The sequence below is a fragment of the Corynebacterium tuberculostearicum SK141 genome (assembly GCF_000175635.1).
GTDB lineage: Bacteria > Actinomycetota > Actinomycetes > Mycobacteriales > Mycobacteriaceae > Corynebacterium > Corynebacterium tuberculostearicum_C.
The window spans coordinates 1-22,275 of sequence record NZ_ACVP01000007.1 but is presented as its reverse complement, the minus strand read 5'-3'; the positions used below and the strand labels follow the sequence as shown (position 1 = coordinate 22,275).

Annotated in this window: 19 protein-coding genes and 1 tRNA gene; 10 read left to right on the top strand and 10 right to left on the bottom strand. The window is 61.5% G+C overall.

Translation table 11 applies throughout. The annotated features are described in order from the left end of the window. Positions 1-51: 51 nt before the first annotated feature. From CORTU0001_RS02440 to CORTU0001_RS02430, 4 genes are read right to left on the bottom strand one after another with little or no spacing between them, the layout of a single operon-like run. Positions 52-867: an MBL fold metallo-hydrolase gene (locus CORTU0001_RS02440; RefSeq protein WP_005327120.1), complete on the bottom strand. Its 816-nt coding sequence runs from the start codon at positions 865-867 to the stop codon at positions 52-54. An 18-nt stretch (positions 868-885) separates the two neighbouring features. Further along, on the bottom strand, positions 886-1,344 hold the full coding sequence (locus CORTU0001_RS02435; protein WP_005327119.1) for a RidA family protein: 459 nt from the start codon (positions 1,342-1,344) through the stop codon (positions 886-888). A gap of 3 nt (positions 1,345-1,347) precedes the next feature. Continuing rightward, on the bottom strand, positions 1,348-1,503 hold the full coding sequence (sp36, locus tag CORTU0001_RS11615; protein ID WP_005327118.1) for a Sp36 family protein: 156 nt from the start codon (positions 1,501-1,503) through the stop codon (positions 1,348-1,350). Between the two features lie 44 nt (positions 1,504-1,547). Continuing rightward, positions 1,548-1,871 (bottom strand): WhiB family transcriptional regulator, encoded by a 324-nt coding sequence (locus CORTU0001_RS02430; RefSeq protein WP_005323132.1) that lies wholly within the window; start codon positions 1,869-1,871, stop codon positions 1,548-1,550. A gap of 144 nt (positions 1,872-2,015) precedes the next feature. Between CORTU0001_RS02430 and CORTU0001_RS02425 the strand changes: the two genes are divergently transcribed. Continuing rightward, entirely contained in the window at positions 2,016-4,529 is a 2,514-nt protein-coding gene (locus CORTU0001_RS02425; protein ID WP_005327116.1) for a transglycosylase domain-containing protein, read from the top strand. Between the two features lie 27 nt (positions 4,530-4,556). On the opposite strand, the gene CORTU0001_RS02420 is transcribed toward CORTU0001_RS02425, so the two are convergent. Then, on the bottom strand, positions 4,557-5,021 hold the full coding sequence (locus CORTU0001_RS02420; RefSeq protein WP_005323134.1) for a GatB/YqeY domain-containing protein: 465 nt from the start codon (positions 5,019-5,021) through the stop codon (positions 4,557-4,559). Between the two features lie 33 nt (positions 5,022-5,054). On the opposite strand from CORTU0001_RS02420, the gene CORTU0001_RS02415 reads away from it, so the two are divergent. Together CORTU0001_RS02415 and CORTU0001_RS02410 are read left to right on the top strand one after the other, a co-directional pair. Further along, the gene (locus tag CORTU0001_RS02415; protein WP_005327115.1) at positions 5,055-5,945 is read left to right on the top strand and encodes a metallophosphoesterase; all 891 of its coding nucleotides are present in this window, start codon (positions 5,055-5,057) and stop codon (positions 5,943-5,945) included. A 78-nt stretch (positions 5,946-6,023) separates the two neighbouring features. Further along, positions 6,024-6,100: transfer RNA gene (locus CORTU0001_RS02410), tRNA-Pro, on the top strand. Between the two features lie 717 nt (positions 6,101-6,817). Here the strand turns inward: CORTU0001_RS02410 and CORTU0001_RS02405 are convergent. Next, entirely contained in the window at positions 6,818-8,266 is a 1,449-nt protein-coding gene (locus CORTU0001_RS02405) for a membrane protein (protein WP_005327114.1), read from the bottom strand. Positions 8,267-8,352: 86 nt separating this feature from the next. Between CORTU0001_RS02405 and CORTU0001_RS02400 the strand changes: the two genes are divergently transcribed. Beyond that, on the top strand, positions 8,353-8,949 hold the full coding sequence (locus tag CORTU0001_RS02400; protein WP_005327113.1) for a hypothetical protein: 597 nt from the start codon (positions 8,353-8,355) through the stop codon (positions 8,947-8,949). A 94-nt stretch (positions 8,950-9,043) separates the two neighbouring features. Here CORTU0001_RS02400 and CORTU0001_RS02395 read toward each other — a convergent pair whose 3' ends face one another. Continuing rightward, positions 9,044-10,594: a catalase gene (locus CORTU0001_RS02395; protein ID WP_005327112.1), complete on the bottom strand. Its 1,551-nt coding sequence runs from the start codon at positions 10,592-10,594 to the stop codon at positions 9,044-9,046. Between the two features lie 106 nt (positions 10,595-10,700). Between CORTU0001_RS02395 and CORTU0001_RS02390 the strand changes: the two genes are divergently transcribed. Both CORTU0001_RS02390 and CORTU0001_RS02385 read left to right on the top strand, forming a co-directional pair. After that, entirely contained in the window at positions 10,701-11,243 is a 543-nt protein-coding gene (locus CORTU0001_RS02390; RefSeq protein WP_005327111.1) for an RNA polymerase sigma factor, read from the top strand. Between the two features lie 284 nt (positions 11,244-11,527). Then, positions 11,528-12,928, top strand: coding sequence for a YkvI family membrane protein (locus CORTU0001_RS02385; RefSeq protein WP_005327110.1), 1,401 nt, complete (start codon positions 11,528-11,530; stop codon positions 12,926-12,928). A 110-nt stretch (positions 12,929-13,038) separates the two neighbouring features. Here the strand turns inward: CORTU0001_RS02385 and CORTU0001_RS02380 are convergent, their stop codons facing one another. Further along, positions 13,039-14,070 carry an aspartate-semialdehyde dehydrogenase gene (locus CORTU0001_RS02380; protein WP_005327109.1) on the bottom strand — a complete coding sequence of 344 codons (1,032 nt, stop codon included), beginning with the start codon at positions 14,068-14,070 and terminating at the stop codon, positions 13,039-13,041. Between the two features lie 35 nt (positions 14,071-14,105). Continuing rightward, complete coding sequence (locus CORTU0001_RS02375; protein ID WP_005323151.1) at positions 14,106-15,371, bottom strand: aspartate kinase; 1,266 nt, start codon at positions 15,369-15,371, stop codon at positions 14,106-14,108. A gap of 226 nt (positions 15,372-15,597) precedes the next feature. On the opposite strand from CORTU0001_RS02375, the gene CORTU0001_RS02370 reads away from it, so the two are divergent. Next, positions 15,598-16,476: a DMT family transporter gene (locus CORTU0001_RS02370; RefSeq protein ID WP_005327108.1), complete on the top strand. Its 879-nt coding sequence runs from the start codon at positions 15,598-15,600 to the stop codon at positions 16,474-16,476. Here CORTU0001_RS02370 and CORTU0001_RS02365 read toward each other — a convergent pair. Continuing rightward, on the bottom strand, positions 16,473-17,600 hold the full coding sequence (locus tag CORTU0001_RS02365) for a mannosyltransferase family protein (RefSeq protein WP_005327107.1): 1,128 nt from the start codon (positions 17,598-17,600) through the stop codon (positions 16,473-16,475). The genes CORTU0001_RS02370 and CORTU0001_RS02365 overlap by 4 nt on opposite strands. Positions 17,601-17,817: 217 nt before the next feature. On the opposite strand from CORTU0001_RS02365, the gene leuA reads away from it, so the two are divergent. The 3 genes from leuA to CORTU0001_RS02350 all read left to right on the top strand — a co-directional run. Beyond that, positions 17,818-19,635, top strand: a complete 1,818-nt coding sequence (gene leuA, locus CORTU0001_RS02360; RefSeq protein ID WP_005327106.1) for a 2-isopropylmalate synthase — start codon at positions 17,818-17,820, stop codon at positions 19,633-19,635. A gap of 57 nt (positions 19,636-19,692) precedes the next feature. Further along, on the top strand, positions 19,693-20,472 hold the full coding sequence (locus CORTU0001_RS02355; RefSeq protein ID WP_005327105.1) for a hypothetical protein: 780 nt from the start codon (positions 19,693-19,695) through the stop codon (positions 20,470-20,472). A gap of 110 nt (positions 20,473-20,582) precedes the next feature. Continuing rightward, positions 20,583-22,275: hypothetical protein (locus CORTU0001_RS02350; protein ID WP_005327103.1), on the top strand; the 1,693-nt coding region annotated here is incomplete at its 3' end.

Below are 22,275 nucleotides of genomic sequence, written 5' to 3'. Positions count from 1 at the left end.
AATTAAGCCCCTCTTCCCACCAAAGAGGAAGAGGGGCGAATGGAGATAGGCTTATTTAACCTCGCCGTCCAAGTACTTCAACGCGGTGCGCGTGGACTGCTCCGCAGCGTGGCGCAGCACCGGGTCCACATCGTCATACATCTCGTTGACCAGGGTATTCAAATCCACATCATCGCCTAGGCGGGAGCGGATCTCTTTAATCTGGTCAAGACGGTAGTGGCGGCGGTCAATATACTTGCGGGCCACCTGAGAGGTGTCATCCAAGTCCGGACCGTGTCCTGGGAACAGCGCAATATCCTTACCACGCTCTTCCAAGGTGTCGAGGGTGTGCAGGTAATCGGCCAAGTTACCGTCCGTCTCCGAAAGGAGAACGGTGTGGCGGCCGGCGATGGTGTCACCAGAGATAATGCCTTCGAGGCGGGAATTTCCTACCTCCTCGCTCCACACAAAGAAGCAGGTGGAATCCGCAGTATGGCCTGGGGTGTGCACGACCTCGAGACTTGGGGTGATGCCATCGAGGGAGATGTGCTCGCCGTCCTGAAGGGCCTCGGCACCATTGCAGTAGCTCGGATCGAAGGCGCGGATGGGGGCGCCGGTCATCTGCCGCAAGCGTTGTGCGCCCGAAGCGTGGTCATCATGGCGGTGGGTAATCAAAATCAAAGCCACCTCACCTGCGTTGCGGTGCACAACGTTGAGATGGCCTTCATCCTCGGGACCCGGATCCACGACGATCGCCCGAGAGTCTTCAGCGGCGCGAATAATCCACGTATTCGTACCCTCAAGGGCGGTGTAGCTGGGGTTATCACAAAGGACTACGCCAACGGATTGGCTGACGGGACGCAATTGACTATATGCGGGGTGCTCCATAGTTACTAGCCTATCCGATCAAGCAGTAATTTCTACGATTAGTTCGATCTCTACCGGGGCGTTTTTAGGCAACGCAGCTACGCCCACAGCGGAGCGAGCATGCTTTCCAGCATCCCCAAAGACCTCACCGATGAAATCGGAGGCACCATTGATTACTGCCGGTTGCTCCTCATAGGACGGATCGGAGGCCACAAACCCTACGATCTTTACCACGCGGGAGATATTGTCCAGGCCAACTTCGGCATCGATAGCGGCAAGCGCATTCAGCGCCGCGATGCGTGCCTGTTCCTGGGCTTGTTCCGTGGTGACTTCGGCGCCAACCTTGCCGGTGAGCGGCAGGGCGCCTTCTACGAGGGGAAGCTGGCCAGAGGTCCAGACCTGATCACCCACGCGCACGGCCGGCACATAGGAAGCTAACGGCTTGGCGACGCCCGGTAGCTCATACCCCAGCTCCCGCAAGCGAGCATGAAAGCCCATTTACTATGCCACCTCGCGCTTGAAGTAGGCCACAACGTTTTCCGGGTTAGGCCCCGGGGTGACGGTGACCAGTTCCCAGCCATCTTCACCCCAAGAATCGAGGATCTGCTTGGTGGCGTGGGTAAGAACAGGTGCGGTTGCGTATTCCCATTTAGTCATGGGCCCATTCTAACTATTAAATACGCCCCACGCCGTCTAAATTCTTAAATCCCGACGAGCTCGCCACCTTGGGCCAAGTAGTGAGCCCAATCCGTGATGTGGGGGTTCTTGCGCAGCAGGGCTCGGCGCTGGCGCTCGGTCAGCCCGCCCCATACACCGAACTCGACGCGATTATCCAAGGCATCAGCGCGGCATTCGGTCAGTACCGGGCAGTGGCGGCAAATGACGGCCGCCTTGCGCTGTTCCGCACCGCGAACGAAGAGGGCATCCGGGTCACCCTTGCGGCATTTGGCCTGGGTGACCCACTCACCACGCTCGGGATTTCGGGCTGTATTAGACATTCCAGCAGTCTTCACACGAACGGTCATGGGTGAGTGTGCTCCTTCCCAGACGGAATACTATGTAACGCATCTAAGTCTATTCATCCGGGTCGAAGATTGTCTAACACGTCACACTTTAGGGGGTGCGAGTGATCTTCCACCTACCAAGGGCGACCACGTAGGGTATGGGGCGTGACTGTCATCAAATCTTTGGCCAAGATAGCCCTGTCTACGGTCTTGGTAGGCGCGCTCATCGCCCTGGCTCTTGCCCCCTTCGCGGGCATTTCCGGCGTGGCGATTGCCCGCACTAACGAAACCATGCAATCTGACCTGCAAGATCTGACTGCCGGCAATATCCCAGGCGTCACCACGATCAAAGACGCCAAGGGCAAGGACATGGCCTATGTCTTCAGCCAACGCCGCCACCCGGTGGAGAGCAAGAAGATTTCTAAGGCCATGAAAAATGCCATCGTCTCCATTGAGGACGAGCGTTTTTATGATCACGAAGGCGTGGACTTCCAAGGCAATTTCCGCGCGCTGTGGACAAACCTGACGTCGGGCGGCGTCTCCCAGGGCGCTTCCACCATCGATCAGCAGTACGTCAAGAACTACCTCTTGCTAGTCTCTGCCACCACCGATGAAGAGCGCGCCGCGGCCACCGAACAATCCGCAGCCCGCAAGCTGCGCGAGATGCGCATGGCCACCAAGATGGACGAGGAATTGGAAAAGGATGACATCCTCACCAACTACCTCAACCTGGTCTCTTTTGGTAACCATGCCTATGGCGTCGAGGCGGCGGCCCGCACCTACTTTGGCACGCATGCTTCCGAGCTCACGGTGCCGCAGGCAGCGATGCTGGCCGGCATGGTCCAATCCTCTGAGCGCCTCAATCCCTATACCAATGCCGAGGAAGTGACCGAGCGGCGCAACCTCGTCCTGCAATCCATGGCGGATAACGGCTATATCAAGCAACAGGAAGCGGATAAGTATAAGGGGGAGAAACTGGGCGTCGGCAAGAAGCCCAATACGCTAGCCAATGGCTGCATCGGCGCCGGCGACCGCGGTTTCTTCTGTGATTATGTGCTGAAATACCTGGATAAGAAGGGCATTAGCGAGGAGCAGCTGGCGCGCGGTGGCTACACCATCAAAACCACGCTGGACCCAGCGGTGCAGGATAAGGCCCTCGAGTCCGTACAAAGCCATACCAATCCGGACGCACAAGGCGTGGCTGAAGTCATGAACGTCATCAAGCCCGGCAGGTCGGACCGCAAGGTGCTGGCCATGGTCTCCTCGCGCGATTACGGCCTGGACCTGGATAAAAATGAGACCATCCTGCCACAGCCCTACTCCTTGGTGGGCAACGGTGCAGGTTCCGTCTTCAAGGTCTTTACCGCCGCGGCCGCGCTCGAAGCGGGCTATGGCATCAAAAACACCGTGGATGTGCCCACCCGCTACGAGGCGGAGGGCCTGGGCCACGGCGGCGCTGCCGGCTGCCCGGCGAACCGCTACTGCGTGGAAAACGCTGGTGCCTATAAGGCCACAATGACGCTGCAGGAAGCGCTGGCGCACTCCCCCAATACGCCGTTTATCAAGCTCACGGAGCAGGTAGGCGTGGCACCCATCGTCGATATGGCCGTGCGTTTGGGCCTGCGCTCCTACGAGGACAAGGGCAGCTTTGATAAAGACACCTCGATTGCCCAGCACACCAAGGACGCCAACTCCGGCTCCTTCACCTTGGGCCCAGACCAGGTCAACCCGCTGGAGCTTTCCAATGTGGGCGCCACGCTGGCCGCGGATGGCAGGTGGTGTGAGCCCAACCCCATCTCCCAGGTCACGGATAAGGAAGGCAACGAGGTCTATCTCAAGGAAACCCCGTGTGAGCAGGCCGTTGATAAGGACGTAGCCCGCGCGATGAGCAACGCCCTGTCCGAGGACGCCAAGCAAGGCACCGCCAAGGATGCCGCCCAAGCGGCCGGTTATTCCAGCCCAATCGCGGCCAAGACCGGTACCACCGAGTCCAACCAGTCCTCCGCATTCTTGGGATTCAACGAGGGTATTTCCGCCGCGCCGTATATCTATAACGATGGCACCTCCACCGTCCCGCTGTGTACCGGGCCGGTGCGCCAGTGCGCGGGTTGGGGCAATCTCTACGGCGGCTTGGAGCCGGCGCAGACCTTCTTCAGCATGGCCTCGCAGCTGCCGATAGCTACCAAGGCCGGGCTGCCGAATTACAACAAGAAGTACGACAACGGCACCACGGCCGATAAGACCCTTGATAGCCTGCGCGGCAAGTCCGAGGCCGAGGCCCGCCAGACCTTGGAGTCCAAGGGCTACGTGGTCAAGACCTCCCGGGTCATTGGCGGCAATGTTCCTTATGGCCGTGTAGTTCGCGCGATTACCGGCAAGGACGGCAAGAAGAAGGGCGCGGAGATTACGCTGCAGCTTTCCGACGGCGCCGGGGCCTCCCAATCCCCCTCCTCCGGCGTGGCCGACGCCAACTCCACCGGCGCACAAAATAGCACCGGCGGCGGTAATGCCGACGGTGCTACGAGCCCGGGCCGCTCGACTGGCGGCACAGGCGACGAAACGGGCAACGGCGGTGGCGGTACCGATACCGGCGGCGGGTTCTCGCCGGAAGACTTTGGCATCCGCCAAGAGGACATCGATAGCTTTGCCAACGACGTCCGCAGCCTCCTTGGCCGCTAGGCCTCGCCCATTGCGGTCTGGCCCGCTTTAACTCAGCTGGGACTTGACCTCGGCGGACAGGCGCTTGCCATCTGCCTGGCCGGCGGCCTTGGCATTGGCCACCTTCATTACTGCACCCATCTGCTTCATGGTGGGTGCTTCGCCGTTTTCGGCCTCAACCTCCGCGATAGATTCCTTCACTAGGGCCTTAAGCTCAGACTCGTCCAGCTGGCGGGGTTGGTAGGCCTCGAAGAAGGGGACGTCGGCAAGCTCGGCTTCCGCCAGCTCCGGACGGCTGTTTTCCTCATAGACCTCGGCGGACTCGCGGCGCTTTTTGATTTCGCGCGCAATCACCTTGAGGATATCGGCGTCCTCCAGCTCATGCCGGGAGCCATTAGTCTCCTCGGCCTGGATGGCAGCCAGCAAGGCGCGGATGGCGCTGGTGCGCTGCTTCTCCTTGGCCTTCATTGCGGTTTTCAGATCTGCACGGATGGTTTGCTTTAGCTCGCTCATGCCTATCAATGTACGCCAGGTAGTGTGGTAGCCGTGAAACTTTTACGTATTCTTGGCGGCCTCACCGCTGCCGGCCTGGGCGCCGCGGCATGGGGCTATAGCGAACTGACCAAATTCGAGCTCAAGGAATATACGCTCCCCCTCCTGCCCAAGGGCACGCTGCGCGGTAAGCCGGAATTTCGGCTGCTGCATCTGTCTGATCTGCATATGATCCCCGGCCAGGAGACCAAGATTGCCTGGGTTTCTGCCCTCGACGCCCTGGAGCCGGACCTCGTGGTCAACACTGGCGATAATCTCTCCGATCAGCAGGCCGTTCCCGATACGTTGCGTGCCCTCGGCCCGTTGCTGGCCCGCCCCGGACTCTTCGTCTTCGGCACCAATGATTACTGGGCACCGCAGCCGGTCAATCCCTTCAAGTACCTGCTGGGCAAAAAGCGCGAGCCCTCCTATGTGGACTTGCCATGGCGCGGTATGCGCGCCGCCTTCTTGGAGCACGGCTGGCGCGATGCCAACCAGGCCCGCCATGAATTCAAGGTAGGCAACGTCCGCCTTGCCGCCGCCGGCGTGGACGATCCGCACCACGATCTGGATGACTACTCCGAAATCGCCGGCCCGCCCAACGAGGACGCCGACTTGTCCCTGGCGCTCCTCCACGCCCCCGAGCCCCGCGTGCTGGAAAAGTTTGCGGACGATGGCTACCAACTTTCCCTGTCCGGCCACACCCACGGCGGCCAGATCTGCCTGCCCGGTTCCCGCGCACTGGTAACCAATTGCGGCATCGACCGCGACCGCGTGCAGGGCCTCCACGACTTCGGCCCGATGAAGATGCATGTCTCCAATGGCCTGGGCACCTCCAAATTCGCCCCGGTGCGCCTTTTCTGCCGCCCTTCCGCCACTCTGCTGAAAATCACCGAGGTGGACTAAACCCAGCCACCTGCCGTTTTGTTGATTGCGCTCAGCTTGCGTTAAAGTATCCAGGTACCGCTTTTCAAGGCGGAACGCCGGGATATGGCGCAGGTTGGTAGCGCGCTTCGTTCGGGACGAAGAGGTCGCAGGTTCAAATCCTGTTATCCCGACCAACAGCCCGCAGCTTTGCTGCGGGCCTTTTTCGTTGTTACGCCAGCATTCCTACTTTTCCCCGGGGGCTTTTGAGCGCTGAACTTAAACCTCGCTGAAAAGTCAGATGTTTTTTCACCTAGACCAAATCCCCGTATCAAGGCACCAACGACGGGTACCAGCCCCAAAGAAACAATGGGATTTACTCGGCCGCGGATCACAATTCCCGCCGCCGCAGAAGTGCGGGTGGGACCCATGTCCGCGAGCCCGAGCAGCGCCTCCTTAGTGTCCCTTCACACGCTGACGACCTGCCATGCCCTACGCTACGCGGGCAAGCGAGTGTGCTCCAGGTTAAACCCTAACTATCAGAGGCACTACGGCTCCCCCAAAGCCCACACCGATTTAAATTGAATTTCCTATAGACAATCGTCTCCACGAAGCACTTCGCACTGCTTGAAAAAGTCCCCACCCCAGCAAAAGCATTCAAGGAATTACACGGATTTTTCCGCAAAAATTGCAGCTAGACACCCCACATATGGGAAACGACGCGGTGCCCCTACAGCGCCGCGTCGTCCCTATTCCCTATCACTCACAACGGATTGGAGAAACCGTTCGCCTACCCCCTAAGTAGGCTTTGTGAGCAAGACCAACTGTAGCACTCGCACAATGCAAACGGTAGCGCGAATCAAAATTCCCAGTTTCCACCAATATTTCTTTTTCTTAGGTGTGCTTTTTCAGACCTAATGAACCGTAGGTTTGGTTTTTCCTGTGGATGGAACCCACCACTTTGCACTCAGCCCAATGAGAGTGATGGCGAGCAATACCGCAACGCCGGTCCACAAGACGGCCTGTTCGCCTTCGTTGCCCGCCACCGTGACGGCCGCGGTAGTCCAATTCAGCGGCAAAAGATTAGAAACGATCTGCCATACCTTAGAAACACCGGCAATTGCCGCGGATTTCCACAGCCATCCCACCAGCGCGGTCTGGCCGATGACAAAGAGCGCCCCGAGGATGCTGCCGGCGGTAATACCGCATAGCCCGAGTAGGGCGCGGGTGATGGCCGCCATGGACAGCGCCCCCAGAAGGAGCGCCGCGCCGGCCCACACCGCCGCCACAGGGGTAAATCCGGTGGCAAGCACAAAGAGGAGGATTTCCCCGATGGCGACCGCGGCCAGCGTGCCGCCGAAGACCGTCAGCCATGGGCGGAACCCCACCTGCCAGGCCACACCGGACGCGGCGCCTGCGAGCAGGACCAAAGCGGAGACCAACATCGCCACGATGGGGCTGAGCAGATGTGCCGGGCCGTCGGTCGCGGTATGCGCCGGCGGCAGGGCGCGCTGAATGTCACCCACATTGGTCTGGTTTTGGGCCGCCATGGTGGAAAGCTTGCCGGCGCCGTCGTCAAGCTTGTCCACGCCCTCCTGCGCCTCACCGACGCGCTTGTTCAACTCCGCAATTCCTTCATTGAGCTCCTGCGCACCGGATACGGCCTGGTTCACGCCATCGTGATAGGCATAGCCGTTGACCGCCAACTGATTGGATAGATCGCGCGAGCCGTCCTTAAGCTTCTTAAGCTGGTCGGTCACCGAATTATCCAGGCGGAAATTATTCACCTGCGCACGGAGATCGCCCAGCTGCGAGCGAATTTCCTTCGCTTCCTTGGACTTATTTCCTTCCAGATCGCGCATCGTGCCGTCGATGGCCTGCAGAATCTGCCCTTGCACGGCGCCCAGGCCCACTACCTGGTCCACGGCACCGCCGACACCATTGGCCAGCTCCGTTGCACCGCCACCGAGCGTATTAGTTCCGGACTGCAGCTGATTGAGGCCGGCTACCAGTTCTTGGGAGCCCGTCGCCAGCTTGTCGACGCCCCCTCCGAGCTCATCCGCCCCCTTATTCAGCTCCCCTGTGCCGTCGTCAAGCTGCGTGGCGCCCGATTTAAGCATGCTCGCCTGGGCCTGCGCGCGGCTGGCCGCCTCGGCGGCTTCCTTTACTTCTGGGGAGGCGGAATTTTCCCGCGGCGCTCCAAACGGCTGCGCGGCGCTAGACCAGGTGTGGGCGGGTTCCCACTGTGCAAGGCCCGCCACCGCAGCGCCAATAATGAGCGGCAGGGCGAGCAAGAGAATCAAGAGGACGCTGCGCCACCGGGAAGGGGACGCAGCGTCTGGGGAGGCAAGGCGTGAGGTCATGGTACTGAAACTATCCTCGCAGGTCACTCCCCTGTTGCAGGCGCGCCGAACACCCCCGCAATGGCAGTTCCTCTACGATATATGGCATGTCCCACAATTATTCCCTGGCCCCTTCCCGCTACCTCGCCGCTGCGGTCATCGCGCCGCTGTTTTTCAGCCTTGTTGCTTGCTCCAACGACGCCGATACGTCCGCAGAACCGGAGTTCTCCGACGCGACCGCCGCAAGCTCCTCGGCTACGGAGACCTCGTCCGAAGAAACCACGAGCGAGCCCGCTACCTCGGCAGCCGCAAACACCGCCACCGAGACCGCGGAGGCCGAGCCCACCTCTGCAGCCGCAGCTCCCGCCGAGGACACCGCGGAATCCGCCAACGAAGAAAGTGAAGCCCCAGCCGCCGTACCCGCCGATACCGGCCGCGGCGACTGCTCCCCAGAAGCGCTACAGCCCGCAGCTCCCACCATGACCAATATCCGGGTCAATAACTGCGATGGCCAGTGGGCCCACTTTGGCAAAGACAGCACGGACTGGACTGCCTGGGCACGCTATGAGGGCGGCCAGTGGGTAGCCATTGAATCCATTGGCACGACAACCTCCGGCCTAGCCGTCTCGTGCTACGACGTGGATAAGTGGGCCGCCGAGGGCGCTCCTGCCTTCGTCACGGAAAACATGCGCCGCTGCGACTAGCCGCATAGCAAGAAACCGCCCCCGTACCGCGCAGTAGTTATGCAACTCGGTACGGGGGCGGCGTCGTTAGTACACAGGCGCTGCCGGGGAAGGGTTACTTCTTCTCGGCGTAGACCTCGCGCACGCGCTGACCCAAGGCTGGGTGCACCTTGGTCCAGTATTCGTAGACGCGCTCCTCGGTCTCCTCGGATACACCGGCCATCGCGTTGGTGATATTGGTGACTAGGCGCTCCTTGGCGGCATCGTCATAGACGTTCTCGTACAGGTCGCGCGCCTGCACGAAGTCATCGTCCTCGGAGTGGCGAACGTACGGTGCACGCACCAAGTCGCTGCCGTAGGACTCCGGATTGATGTAGAGCTCCGCCGCGGTGGTGGTCTCGAGCTGGGAGCGGTCGTTCACAGCGGCGTCATCAAGCACGCCCGTACCCTTCTCATAGCGGTTGGGCGAGTAGACCGGATCCTCTGGAGCATTGAAGTGGTACTGCATACTGCCCTCGTGCTGGTAGGTATTGACCTCGTCCACGTTCTGCGGCTGGTTGACCGGCAGCTGCTGGTAGTTCGGGCCAATGCGGTAACGCTGCTGGTCAGCGTAAGCAAAGACGCGAGCCTGCAGCATCTTATCCGGAGACAGGCCAACGCCGGGCACGATATTGGACGGGTCGAGCGCCACCTGCTCAATCTGCGCGAAGAAGTTGCGCGGGTTGCGGTTGAGCACAAAGTAGCCCACATCGTGCAGCGGGTAGTCCTTCTTGGACCACACCTTGGTCAGGTCGAAGGGGTTGAAGCGGTAATTCTCCGCCTCATCCAGCGGCATGATCTGCACCTTAACGTCCCAGATCGGGTAGTTGCCCTCCTCGATGGCGTTATAAAGATCCTCGCGGTGGCAATCCGGGTTCTGGCCGGCGGTGGTGGTGGCCTCTTCATCGGTGAAGTTCTCCACGCCCTGGCGGGTCTTGAAGTGGTACTTCACCCAGAAGGCCTCGCCTTCCTCATTGACCCACTGGAAGGTGTGGGAGCCGTAGCCATTCTGGTGGCGGGTGGACTTCGGAGTGCCGCGGTCACCCATCAGATACGTGACCTGGTGTGCGGATTCTGGGTTACGAGTCCAGAAGTCCCACTGCATATCGGCATCGCGCAGGCCATTGGTACCCAAGCGCTTCTGGGAGTGGATGAAGTCTGGGAACTTTTGACCATCGCGAACGAAGAAGACCGGGGTGTTATTACCCACGATGTCGAGATTGCCCTCCTCGGTGTAGAAACGCAGGGCAAAGCCGTGCACATCGCGCCAGGTATCCGGAGAGCCCTGCTCGCCGGCCACAGTGGAAAAACGGCCCATCATCGGGGTGACGGTGCCTTTCTGGAAGACCTTGGCCTTGGTGTAGGCAGACACATCTTCCGTGATGTGCAGCTCGCCAAAGGCGCCGTGGCCCTTAGCGTGCGGCGTGCGCTCTGGCACGCGCTCGCGGTTGAAGTGCGCGAGCTTTTCAATGAGGTGGATATCATTGAGCGCCACCGGGCCCTGCTGGCCGGCGGTCACCGAGGTGTTCTCGGACGGCACCGGCTGGCCCGAGGGGCGGGTGGTATTTCCCTTGCCAGCGGGGCGCTGGCCCTTATTCAGGATGTCATCAGCGGTGAAATCAGTCATTTATGCCTCCTGGCAATTTGGGGTCAGTTGACTCCAGTGTGGCAAAACTTTGCACGGTTGTCAGGGCTCGCCAAAGGGAGTAAGGGGTGCTGGTAGATTCATTCAGGTGACTCACCACTCCGCAGCAGACGACGCCCGCGTCACCGACCTCGCCCTTCGGGCCGGTTGCGGCGACCGCGCGGCGCTGACGGAGTTTATCAAGGCCACCCAGGATGATGTGTGGCGCTTGCTGGCGCACCTGGGCGGGCCCGAGGGAGCTGACGATCTCACCCAAGAGACCTATCTGCGTGTCATCAGCGCCCTGCCGCGTTTCGCCGCCCGTTCCTCCGCGCGCACGTGGCTGCTCTCTCTGGCCCGGCGCGTGTGGGTGGATAATATTCGCCACGATATGGCCCGGCCGCGAAAGTCTGCCACGGAGTACGAAGACGCGATGGGCGCGGCGCCGGAAGAATCCGCGGCGTGGAGCGAGTGGATCGACGCCCGTACGCTTATCGACGCCCTCCCAGCCGACCGCCGCGAAGCCCTCATTCTTACCCAGGTACTGGGCTATACCTATGAGGAGGCGGCCAAGATTGCCGGCGTGCGCGTGGGCACCATCCGCTCCCGTGTGGCGCGCGCCCGCAAGGATCTCATCGCGGGGACAGGATAATACCCCCAATTAGCCCCCTGCGATTGCGGAGTTAATTTCACTCCCAAATTGTTACGCTCTGGTTACCTTTCGCCCCACGGGTCCCAAAATTTGGCACTTAGCTGCACTTTGCGTGCTACGGCCGGGGTGAACGAGACCACAGTTGTGGCGATTCTTGCCCGAAATACCTGTCCGATGTGTGGTTTATTAGATGTGAACACACGTGATAAATCGACCGTCGATCCGGGCCCGCGCGATACCAATGGCGGGCCCGGCGCGTGTGAGTAAGAGAGTTTCTCCCTTTCATGTTAAAACGCGCAATCGGAATTTCCATGGCGTTTATCGGCGTCGTCGTGGGCGCAGGCTTCGCCTCCGGCCAGGAGGCCATGCAGTACTTTGTGGCCTTTGGTAACTGGGGCCTGTGGGGTATCGCCCTAGCCGCTGGTTTGATGATGATCACCGGCATCTCCATCCTGCAGCTCGGTTCGTATTTCCAAGCCGAGGAGCACACCGCTGTCTACGACAAGGTCGCATCGCCATTTACCGCCAAGATTTTGGACTGGTCCACCCTGGTGACCTTGTTCGCCATCGGCTTCGTCATGTTTGCCGGCGGTGGTGCGAATATCAATCAGCAGTTCCCGTCCATCCCCGTGTGGGTGGGCGCCACCGCCATGCTGATTTTGGTGCTGCTCGTCGGCCTGATGGATGTCGACCGCGTAACCGCGGTCATCGGTACCATCACCCCATTCATCATCATCTTTGTGGTGATTGCCACCGGCTATACCATCTTGAACGCAGACGTTGATTTCTCTGCCATGAATGACTGGGCGGTCAACAATGTTGATACCTCGCTGCCTAACTGGTGGCTAGCCGCACTGAACTACACCGGCCTGAACGTGATGACGGCAGTATCCATGTCCATCGTTATTGGCGGTAACTTCCTGGATAACCGTGCAGTCGGCATCGGTGGCCTCATTGGCGGCCTGCTCTACCTAATCCTGTTGGCACTGCTGGTCTTTGCGCTCTTCTTCGAGGCCGAGACCGTCAACGGCCAGGATATGCCGGTGCTAAGCCTGATTACCAGCATCCACCCGGTCCTAGGTGTGCTGATGACCTTTGTCATTTACGGCATGGTCTTCAATACCGCGATCGGCATGTTCTACGCGCTGGGCAAGCGCTTGACCCGCAATAACCCCAAGCGCTTCTACCCGGTTTATGCCGGCGCCTGCATCATCGGCTTCATCTTGTCCTTCGTGGGCTTCCAGGCCTTGGTCAGCAACGTCTACCCGATCCTGGGCTACCTCGGACTGCTGATGATCGTGGTGATGGTCTTCAACCGCATCAAGAACGGCAGCAAGCTCTCAGATGAGTCCGACCGCCGCATGCGCGCACACGAGCTGGTGTCCCGCCGCTTGGACCCGCGCAAGCGCTTTACCAAGAAGAACGAGCGCGAGCTGCGCAAGCTGGCTGCAGCATCCAATATGGAAACCACCGAGTTTGTCACCAATATCGCAGAAGAGATCCACGAGGAGCTCGAAAATGATGATGATATTGAGTACGACCGCGAAGATCCGGAGCCGTCCGTGACCTACGTGCAGCACACCAAGCCGGAGGTTCCGTCGTCCACTAGCGACCTCGACTTTGGCAAGAAGAGCACTGGTGCCGACTCCGGCACTGGCACCGCCAAGCCGGTTTCTGAGGACTAGCCCCCTCGTCCACGGCTGATAGGCCAAAAGCTCGGCGCCCTCCTTCCCTTGCTATTAGGAAAGGAGGGCGCCGAGCTTTGTAATGCGACAGGCGGCGAAGTAGCGCTGTGCTAGACGAGCAGCTCTGCAATCTGGATGGTGTTGAGAGCAGCGCCCTTGCGCAGGTTATCGCCGGCGACAACGAGCACGAGGCCCTTGTTATCGTCCACCGTCTGGTCCTGGCGGATGCGGCCGACCAAGGACTCGTCGATGCCGGTGGCGGCGAGCGGAGTGGGGACGTCGGCAAGCGTAACGCCCGGAGCGCCGCCCAAAAGCTCGGTGGCCTGCTCTGGGGTGATGGGCTTATCGAACTCGGCGTGAATGGTCAGAGTGTGGCCGGTGAAGACCGGGATGCGCACGCAGGTGCCCGCTACCTTCAGCTCCGGAATATCCAGGATCTTGCGGGATTCGTTGCGCAGCTTTTGTTCCTCATCGGTTTCCAGGGAGCCGTCATCGACGAGGTTGCCGGCCATCGGCAGGGCGTTATAGGCGATAGGTGCCACGTACGGGCCAAAGTCTTCGTCATTAAGCGCGGAACCATCGTGAACCAAGCCCACATTGTGCTCGCCAACGGAATAGACCTGTGCGGCCAGCGCCTGCACGCCAGCCAAACCGGAGCCGGACACCGCCTGGTAGGAGGACACGTGGAGCTTATTCAGGCCAGCGGCATCGTGGAGGACCTTCAGCACCGGCATGGCCGCCATGGTGGTGCAGTTCGGGTTCGCGATGATGCCCTTCGGGGTGTTCTTGGCTGCCTCGGGGTTGACCTCGGAAACGATGAGGGGAACCTCTGGGTCCTTGCGATAAGCCGAGGAATTATCCACCACGGTCGCGCCGGCCGCGGCGAATACCGGGGCCCACTGCTTAGAGGTGGAGCCGCCGGCGGAGAACAAGGCAATATCGACGTCGGCAACGGATTGCTCGGTGACCTCAGCGAGGTCTTCTACGGTAATCTGCTCGCCGCGAAAATCCAGCTCGGTGCCGGCGGAGCGAGACGAGGCGAAAAAGCGCACCTTATCCGCCGGGAAATTGCGTTCTTCCAAGATGGAGCGCATAACGCGGCCGACCTGGCCGGTAGCGCCTACGACTGCAACAGTGGTCATGACTTTAAAATCCTCTGTAGTTGCTTTTTGGGTATTTAACGTCCGGTTCCAGCATAAACCGTGGCTTCTTCTTCGCCACCGAGCTGGAACTTATCGTGCAGCGCACGAGCGGCCTTGTCTAGGTCAGCCTCGCGGGTGAGCACGGAGATGCGGATTTCGGAGGTGGAGATGAGCTCCATATTGACGTCGACGTCGCGCAGGGCCTCGGTGAACTCGGCGGTCACGCCTGGGTGGGACTTCATGCCGGCGCCAACGAGGGAGACCTTGCCCACCTGGTCGTCGTAAAGCACATTGGCCCAGCCGCCCTCGGACTTCAGCTTGGTCAACAGCTCCATGGCGCGTGGGCCGTCGGCACGCGGGCAGGTGAAGGTGATATCGGTGGTGCCATCCTCCAGGGAGGAGACGTTTTGCAAGACCATGTCGATATTGATTTCTGCATCGGCAATGACGCGGAAGACCTTCGCGGCCTCCCCTGGGCGGTCCGGGATGCCCAGGACGGTAACCTTTGCCTCGGACTTATCGGTTGCTACACCAGTGAGTACTGCTTCTTCCACAGGAATATCCTCCATCGATCCGGTCACTAGGGTGCCGGGGTCATTTGAATAAGACGAGCGAACTCGCAAGGGTACATTGAACGCGCGGGCGTACTCCACGCTGCGCAGAACCAAAATCTTGGAACCTACCGCGGCCATCTCCAGCATCTCCTCGAAGGAGAGCTTGTCTAGCTTCTGCGCGTCGGGGACGATGCGCGGGTCTGCGGTATACACGCCATCGACATCCGAATAAATCTCGCACACGTCCGCATTCAACGCGGCTGCTAGCGCCACCGCGGTGGTATCGGAACCGCCGCGGCCCAGCGTGGTGACATCGCGCGATTCCTTATTAACTCCCTGGAATCCGGCGACGATGCAGATCTTGCCCTCATCCAGCGCTTCAGTCAGGCGGCCCGGAGTGACGTCCACGATGCGGGCATTGCCGTGGCGCTCGGTGGTAAGCACGCCGGCCTGGGAGCCGGTAAAGGACTGGGCATGGGCACCCAAGGATTCCACGGCCATGGCCACCAGCGCATTGGAGATGCGCTCGCCCGCGGTCAGCAGCATGTCCATTTCGCGCCGTGGTGGCACGGGGTTGACCTGGGCGGCAAGGTCGAGCAGCTCATCGGTGGTATCGCCCATGGCGGAGCACACCACGACGACGTCGTTGCCCTGCTTCTTGGTGGCCACGATGCGCTCCGCAACGGCGCGAATGCGGTCTGCGGATTCGAGGGATGAACCGCCATATTTTTGCACGATCAGGGCCACGGTAAGGATGCCGCCTTTCGTCTTTCAAGGCACCCCTGGCGCGCGTCTGCACACCGCCAGAAATACCTGTCGGTCACTAGTCAAATACCCATGCTACCCCGCAGGGGTCTAGTCCTCATCATAATTCCTAGACAATGCTTGCTTTTTATTCACACGCCTCAAGGGTAAAGCGCGCCATGCGCCGGCCGCCTCCAAGGAGAAAAACGCGCGCCATACAGCGCAGAATATGCATATAACAGGAATCTTTACTACCGTTGAGCGGGTGTTAAGCAACCTCCTCGCCATCTTTTTCGCGCTCGCATCCGCGCTGACGGTTGCTTGGGGCACGGTCATCCGCCACCGCATCGCCCTCGACGCCGATGATTCGGTCATGCGCGCCGCCATGTCTAACCCCTTGTGGTGGGTGGGCACCGCGGCCGCAATTGGCGCCTATGGCCTGCAGGTTATCGCGCTCGGCTTCGGCACCTTGCTGGTGGTTCAGCCCATCTTGGTGCTGTCCTTGATGTTTACCCTGCCGCTATCGGCGTGGTACTCCGGCCGCAAGATGCCCTTCCACGAAGTTTTCTGGTCCATTGCGCTGACCATCGCGGTGGGCATCATGGTCATCTACGGCCGGCCGGTTGCCGGCAATCCCCGCCCCGAATGGAGCGACTGGTGGCCGGCGCTCCTCGTGGGGTTGGCCACCCTCGCAATCCTCGGCGCAGCAGCCGCAAAGCTACCAGATCAGCGCCCCTTGGCATTGGGCACGGCCTGCGGCGTTATCTATGGCTTCGTCGCCCTGCTCTCGAAGGCCGTGGTGGATATTTTCACCCACGAAGGCCTCACCACCCTGTTGGCCAGCTGGCAGTTCTACGGCCTCATCGGCCTCGCGCTCACCGGCACGGTGGTACAGCAATATTCCTTCAACGCCGGCCCCCTGGCCCATTCCCTGCCGGCCATGACCATCTTTGAGCCCATCGTGGCTTTCGGCTTGGGATACATGGTTCTGGGAGAGAAATTCCTCATCGATACGGCCGTCGGTTGGGCAATTATGCTCATCGCCCTGACCGTCATGGTGCTGTCCACCATCGTGCTCTCCCGCAGCCCGGTGAGCCAGCGCAGCTAGATGGCCCACTCAAATACGCCGAGCATATAGGCCGAAAACCACGCGCCAAACAGGACCCAGGCAATAACCGCCACGCTTGCCGACGCCCCCTTTTTCACCCACGGCAACAACACGATCACCGCCGGCAGGAGCAGCCGGGGCCGCGAGTGCATGATGCCATCAGAAAGCAGCACATTGGCCATGAGGACGGCGGAGAATAACCAGGCCGGCAGCGGCAGGCGGCGCCACGCCAGCACCAGGCATAGCGGGGCAGCGATCATTACGCCGGCGCTAAGCAGGTAGCCGCCATTGGTGGCCCCGGTGAGCGTCTCCCACAGCCAAATGGCCGTGGCTTTGCCGCCATCAAAGCCGGAATTCCAATGTTCCTTCTGGATACCAAAGTAGCCGCCGACGTCTTTCAAGTGGCTGCTCGACCACCACAAATAGCCCACCAGCGGCACGACGGAAAACGCCACCGCGGCCCAGGCTCGCCAGTCCTTTCGGGCCCGCAGCAGCACCATAAGGCCAAAGACCGCAACGAGGTCCACCGCGGTAAGGCGCACGAGCCCGGCCACAAAGATATACGCCGCGGCGGCCCACCAGCGCTCGCCCACCAGCGCCACCACCGCCCAGATGGCCAGCGCCCCGAAAAGCGCCTCGGTATACGGCATAGAAAACACGATGGACATCGGCGCGCTGGTTACCACTACGGCGCTGAGTACCTGGGCCCACTTCCCCATGCCCATCTGCGCGGCCAGGGCCATAACACCGGCGGCCAACGCGATGCTAAAGAGCACGTTGAGCGCGATGGCGGTGCCGGCCTCACCGGTTCCCAGGATGCCGCTTACCGCACGCACCAGGAAGGGAAAGCCTGGAAAGAAGGCCATAGTTGTCTCATGGACCGGCCCATCCGTAGAGATATCCGCACCGAAGTACCCGCCGCGGGCGATTTCTACGTAGTGCTTGGCGTCCCACTTATTAAGCAGGCCCCAGAGCTTATCGTCCTGCACGGCGGCCACGGCCGCGAGCACGCCCACGCGCAGTGCGGCGCCGATGAGCGCAACGAGTGCGGCAGGCGCCCACAAGGAGCGCAGTAAGGACGGTGAGGTGGGTGCGGCATGGCGGGCTGTAGACACGAAAGGCATAGTACCGTACCGCCGCCGTGTCTCATTGAATGAAATCTCTTGCCACATAGTGAGAGAACCTGTAGTGTGACCGATATGACACAGCGGATTGACCTACTCCTTATCTGCCGCGGCGGGATTTCGGCCTAAGTACTGGCCAGCGCCCCGTCGCGGAGTCCGGCTACCCAAGCCCAGCTGGCCGTCTCCCCATAGACACCACAGAAGAGGAAACCGCAGCATGTCCCCCACTGACTCTTTTATCAGCGCCCCTCGCGATATCACCACCCCGAACGGCCCACGCCGCGAAGGCCAGCCCGCGTGGAATAAGCAGCGCGGCTCCGCCATGCCCCACGAGCGCTACCAGCCCTTCGCCGTCGAGGTGGAAGACATCGACCTGCCGGACCGCACGTGGCCCAGCAAGAAAATCACGCACGCCCCACAGTGGTGCGCGGTGGATCTGCGCGATGGCAACCAGGCGCTGATTGATCCCATGAGCCCAGAGCGCAAGCACCGCATGTTCGACCTGCTGGTCAAGATGGGCTACAAGGAAATCGAGGTCGGCTTCCCGTCCGCCTCCCAAACGGATTTCAGCTTCGTCCGCGAAATCATCGAGGGCAATAAGATTCCCGATGACGTCACCATCCAGGTACTAGTCCAGGCCCGCGAGCACCTGATCCGCCGCACCTTTGAGGCCTGCGAGGGCGCCAAGAACGTCATCGTGCACTTCTATAACTCCACCTCGAAGCTGCAGCGCCGCGTGGTCTTCCGCAAGGACAAGCCCGCCATTAAGAAGCTGGCTACCAACGCCGCCGCACTCATCAAGTCCATCGCCGCGGACTACCCGGATACCACGTGGCGCTGGGAGTACTCCCCCGAATCTTTTACCGGCACCGAGCTGGACTTCGCCCGCGAGGTTTGCGATGAGGTAGTAGAGATCATGGACCCCTCCCCGGATAATCCGATGATCATCAACCTGCCCTCCACCGTGGAGATGATTTCACCCAATGTCTACGCCGATTCCATCGAGTGGATGCACCGCAACCTGGCCCGCCGCGAGGACATCTTGCTCTCACTGCACCCGCACAATGACCGCGGCGAGGGAATCGCCGCCGCCGAGCTGGGCTTCATGGCCGGCGCGGACCGCATCGAGGGCTGCCTGTTTGGCAACGGCGAGCGCACCGGCAACGTCGATCTCATCACCCTGGGCCTGAACATGCTCACCCAGGGCGTGGACCCACAGATTGACTTCTCCGATCTGCCGCAGATCCGCGAGACCGTCGAATACTGCAACCAGCTGCGCGTTCCGGAGCGCCACCCCTACGGCGGCGAGTTGGTCTTTACCGCCTTTTCCGGTTCCCACCAGGACGCCATCAACAAGGGCTTGGATGCGCTGGCGGCCACCATCCGCCCCGGCGCGAACAATACCGAGGTCTCGTGGGAAGAACTGCGCGAGGCCATCTGGGAGGTTCCCTACCTGCCCATCGATCCGATGGACGTGGGCCGCGACTACCAGGCGGTCATCCGCGTCAACTCCCAGTCCGGCAAGGGCGGCGTTGCCTACATCATGAAGACCGACCACGGCATCAATATGCCGCGCGCCATGCAAGCGGAGTTTTCAACCGTGGTACAAGAAATCACCGACTCCGAAGGCGGCGAGGTCAATTCCAAGAATATGTGGGACATCTTCGCCACCGAATTCCTGGACCGCGAGACCCCGCTGGTCGTGGAGGCCTTCCACATAGACAATTCCCCGGCCGCTGACGGTGACGTCGCCGTGACCGCCACCGTGGCCTTCCGCGGGGAAAAGTCCACCGTCTCCGGCACCGGCAACGGCCCCATTGCGGCGTATGCCAACGCGCTGGAATCCCTGGGTATCGACTTCGAGGTCATGGAATACTCCCAGCAGTCCCGCTCCGCTGGCGACGACGCCGAGGCCGCCTGCTATATCGCTGCCGACGTCAACCAGAGCAAGGTGTGGGGCGCCGGAATCGCCGGATCCACCACGCGGGCTTCCATTAACGCGATTAACTCCGCCGTCAACCGCGCCTTGGCCTAAGCCCGCTCGCCGGCACTGCACACCAGTGCCGCGCCCCGGCGTGGTAGAAGGGTGGGTATGCCTTCTTCTACCTACCTCATTCCGCACCGCGGCCTGGGCGCCGTGCAGGCCCTGCCCGTCTATGGTGCGCAGACGAAGGAAAACCAGGAGTTCACCGTCACCTTGGCACCCCGCGAGGACGGCGGCCTGGAGGTGCGCACCGACTCCCCCATCGGGCACATCACCAGCGCCGACCGCGCCGAATACCCCGAGATAGATCTGCTCTTTCGCGCCGGGCTCACTCCTGCAGCCACGGCCGCGCCGCAGCCCGATGGCTCCCTGTCCTTGCTATTGCCCCGGCCGGGCCTCTGCCTGCCGGCCAATAACCCGCCGGCCGGACCGTGGACGATGCTGGGCTATGCCCCGCCCATCAATATCACCGACCTGCCCGCGGATTTGGATATTCCCGCCCACGCGCGCATGCACGTATTGGTGACGCTTTCGCCCAGCACCACCGGCTCCGGCGCCGATGCTTATTTGGGCCCGCAGTGGGTGGGGCGGCTGGATGGGGTGGACGTCGCCAAGCAGGGCACAACCCTGGCCCATGCCTACCATGCGCCGCGCAGCACCGGCCGCGTGCTCAGCATCTATGCGGGTGCGCCGCTGCCGGATTCAAAGGAAGCCTCGCTTGCCGACGCCACCCCTACCTCCCCCGCCGCCACCGAAACCTTCGAAACCACCAGCTTCCGCGCCGTGAACGTCAATGACGCCGCACCGCGCCGCCGGCAGTGGTGGCCCACCCTCATTGCCCTACTGGTAATTGCAGCGCTTATCGCCGTACTTATTTTTATTCTGTAGAAAATTTTGGGCAGGATAACACCCCGTTCTCGCCGGGTTGGGAACTTGGAAATCGCCCCTAGCGATGCTTAAAATGCGAAGTAACTATTGTTTCGTATGGAAAGGCCCCAATGACTTCGCTGGATTCCGCCACCTACGTGGTCCCTGACCACGGTTTTGGCGTGATCCATAAGCTGCCTATTGCGGATGTTTCGCCGGAGATTTTCAGCGACTTGCTCGAGTCCACCGCCGCGGAAAACGGTTACCTTTCCGCGGAGCTCGGCCCCCGCACCGCCGAGGAAGGCTTCGCGATTCGGATCGGTGACTCCCTTGTGGGCCACCTCAGCGCCGCCGATTCCCAGGCCTACGCCCTCTTTGATTGGATTCTCAGCGCCGGCCTGCACCCACGCGCCACCGCCCATGTGAGCATGACGGATGCCGCTGGGGAAGAATGGCCCACGCTCAACCTGCTGCTGCCGGCGCCGCACCTGTGCATTCCCGCCAATAACCCGCCAGCGCAGCGCTGGACCATGCTGCCCGGCGAGACCACCGCCACGCTGACGGAGTTTTCCAAGGACGTCACCGCCTTTCCGCAAACCGACGAGCACTACCTCGTTTCTTTGCGCACCCGCGGTTTCCTGCGCCGCAATACCGTCGACGTCTATATCAATAGCACCTTCTTAGGCTCCCTTCCCCGGGAAGCCGCCCGCGAGATCGCCCCTGCCGTGCTCGACTGCACCAAGTCCGGCCGCCTCGCCATTGCCCACGGTTACTTCCATTACAACGCCGATGACCGCCCCGCGCTCACCATCTACGCGCACAACGCCGCCAATAGGCACCACGCCGGCCTAATTTTGGGTGTCGTCGCCGGTGGCACCGCCGTCATGTCCGCCGCTACCGCAGCCCGCGCTCAGGCCGCATCCGCTGTGCCCGGCGGCCCCGCTGCCGGTGCCTCCACCGCCGGCACCTCCGCAACCGGCGGTTTCAGCGTCGCCTCTGCCGCCGGCGCATCCGGTGCCGTGACCTCGAACCTGCTGGCCGCAGCCGGCGTCGCCGTGCTCGTTGGCGGCGGCGCCACCGCAGCCACCAACCTGCTGAGCGACGACGAATCCCTTTCGGACACCAACGCGCATTCCACCGCTCCTGCTCCGGAAGGCAACCATTCTTCCCACTTCGACGGCAATGGCCCCAAGCGCCCCGCGCACCCCGCCACGCCGCGCATCCACGATGCCGGCCCCACCAGCGGTACCTCGGCTCAGCCCTCGCTTGCCGACGCCCCCTCTTTTCCAGCACCGCACCACCACACCTACCCTTCGCAGACCACGAAAAAGCCCAGCGCGACGCACTCTCCTCATGCTGACCGTGCCCAGGCCGCTGCCTCCGACAACCGACGTGGCCACCACAGCGAACCCCGCGGCGGCCACCACGGCGACAGTTCCGACGCGATTTCTCGCGCCGCCTCCACCGCCGCTGCTGCCGCCAGTGCCGCAGCCGACAACGTCGACTCAGCCCGAACCTCTGCCCCGGCACCCGCACCGTCTCGGACCACGCCTGCCTCGACGCCATCCTCCAGCTCGGAACCCGCACCCCAGGTAGCGGCCAAGGCGCCGACCGCAACCTCCTCGTCCTCCCAGTCTGCCGAGCCTTCCCAGACCACGAAGTCCACGAAGAGTACGCCATCTGCGGAGCCGTCCTCTGAGGCATCCTCGCCTGCCGAGCCGTCCGACCTGCCGACCTCAAGCACGTCTACCTCGGAAAAGCCAACTTCCAAGAAAACGACAGCTGAAACTACCACCGCAACCTCGACGGAAAAGCAGACCGCAG

Bases quoted from the DNA above. Each gene is read 5' to 3' on its own strand.
- CORTU0001_RS02440 (WP_005327120.1), bottom strand. From the start codon at position 867: ATGGAGCACCCCGCATATAGTCAATTGCGTCCCGTCAGCCAATCCGTT.
- CORTU0001_RS02435 (WP_005327119.1), bottom strand. From the start codon at position 1,344: ATGGGCTTTCATGCTCGCTTGCGGGAGCTGGGGTATGAGCTACCGGGC.
- sp36 (WP_005327118.1), bottom strand. From the start codon at position 1,503: ATGACTAAATGGGAATACGCAACCGCACCTGTTCTTACCCACGCCACC.
- CORTU0001_RS02430 (WP_005323132.1), bottom strand. From the start codon at position 1,871: ATGACCGTTCGTGTGAAGACTGCTGGAATGTCTAATACAGCCCGAAAT.
- CORTU0001_RS02420 (WP_005323134.1), bottom strand. From the start codon at position 5,021: ATGAGCGAGCTAAAGCAAACCATCCGTGCAGATCTGAAAACCGCAATG.
- CORTU0001_RS02405 (WP_005327114.1), bottom strand. From the start codon at position 8,266: ATGACCTCACGCCTTGCCTCCCCAGACGCTGCGTCCCCTTCCCGGTGG.
- CORTU0001_RS02400 (WP_005327113.1), top strand. From the start codon at position 8,353: ATGTCCCACAATTATTCCCTGGCCCCTTCCCGCTACCTCGCCGCTGCG.
- CORTU0001_RS02395 (WP_005327112.1), bottom strand. From the start codon at position 10,594: ATGACTGATTTCACCGCTGATGACATCCTGAATAAGGGCCAGCGCCCC.
- CORTU0001_RS02385 (WP_005327110.1), top strand. From the start codon at position 11,528: ATGTTAAAACGCGCAATCGGAATTTCCATGGCGTTTATCGGCGTCGTC.
- CORTU0001_RS02380 (WP_005327109.1), bottom strand. From the start codon at position 14,070: ATGACCACTGTTGCAGTCGTAGGCGCTACCGGCCAGGTCGGCCGCGTT.
- CORTU0001_RS02370 (WP_005327108.1), top strand. From the start codon at position 15,598: ATGCATATAACAGGAATCTTTACTACCGTTGAGCGGGTGTTAAGCAAC.
- CORTU0001_RS02365 (WP_005327107.1), bottom strand. From the start codon at position 17,600: ATGCCTTTCGTGTCTACAGCCCGCCATGCCGCACCCACCTCACCGTCC.
- leuA (WP_005327106.1), top strand. From the start codon at position 17,818: ATGTCCCCCACTGACTCTTTTATCAGCGCCCCTCGCGATATCACCACC.
- CORTU0001_RS02355 (WP_005327105.1), top strand. From the start codon at position 19,693: ATGCCTTCTTCTACCTACCTCATTCCGCACCGCGGCCTGGGCGCCGTG.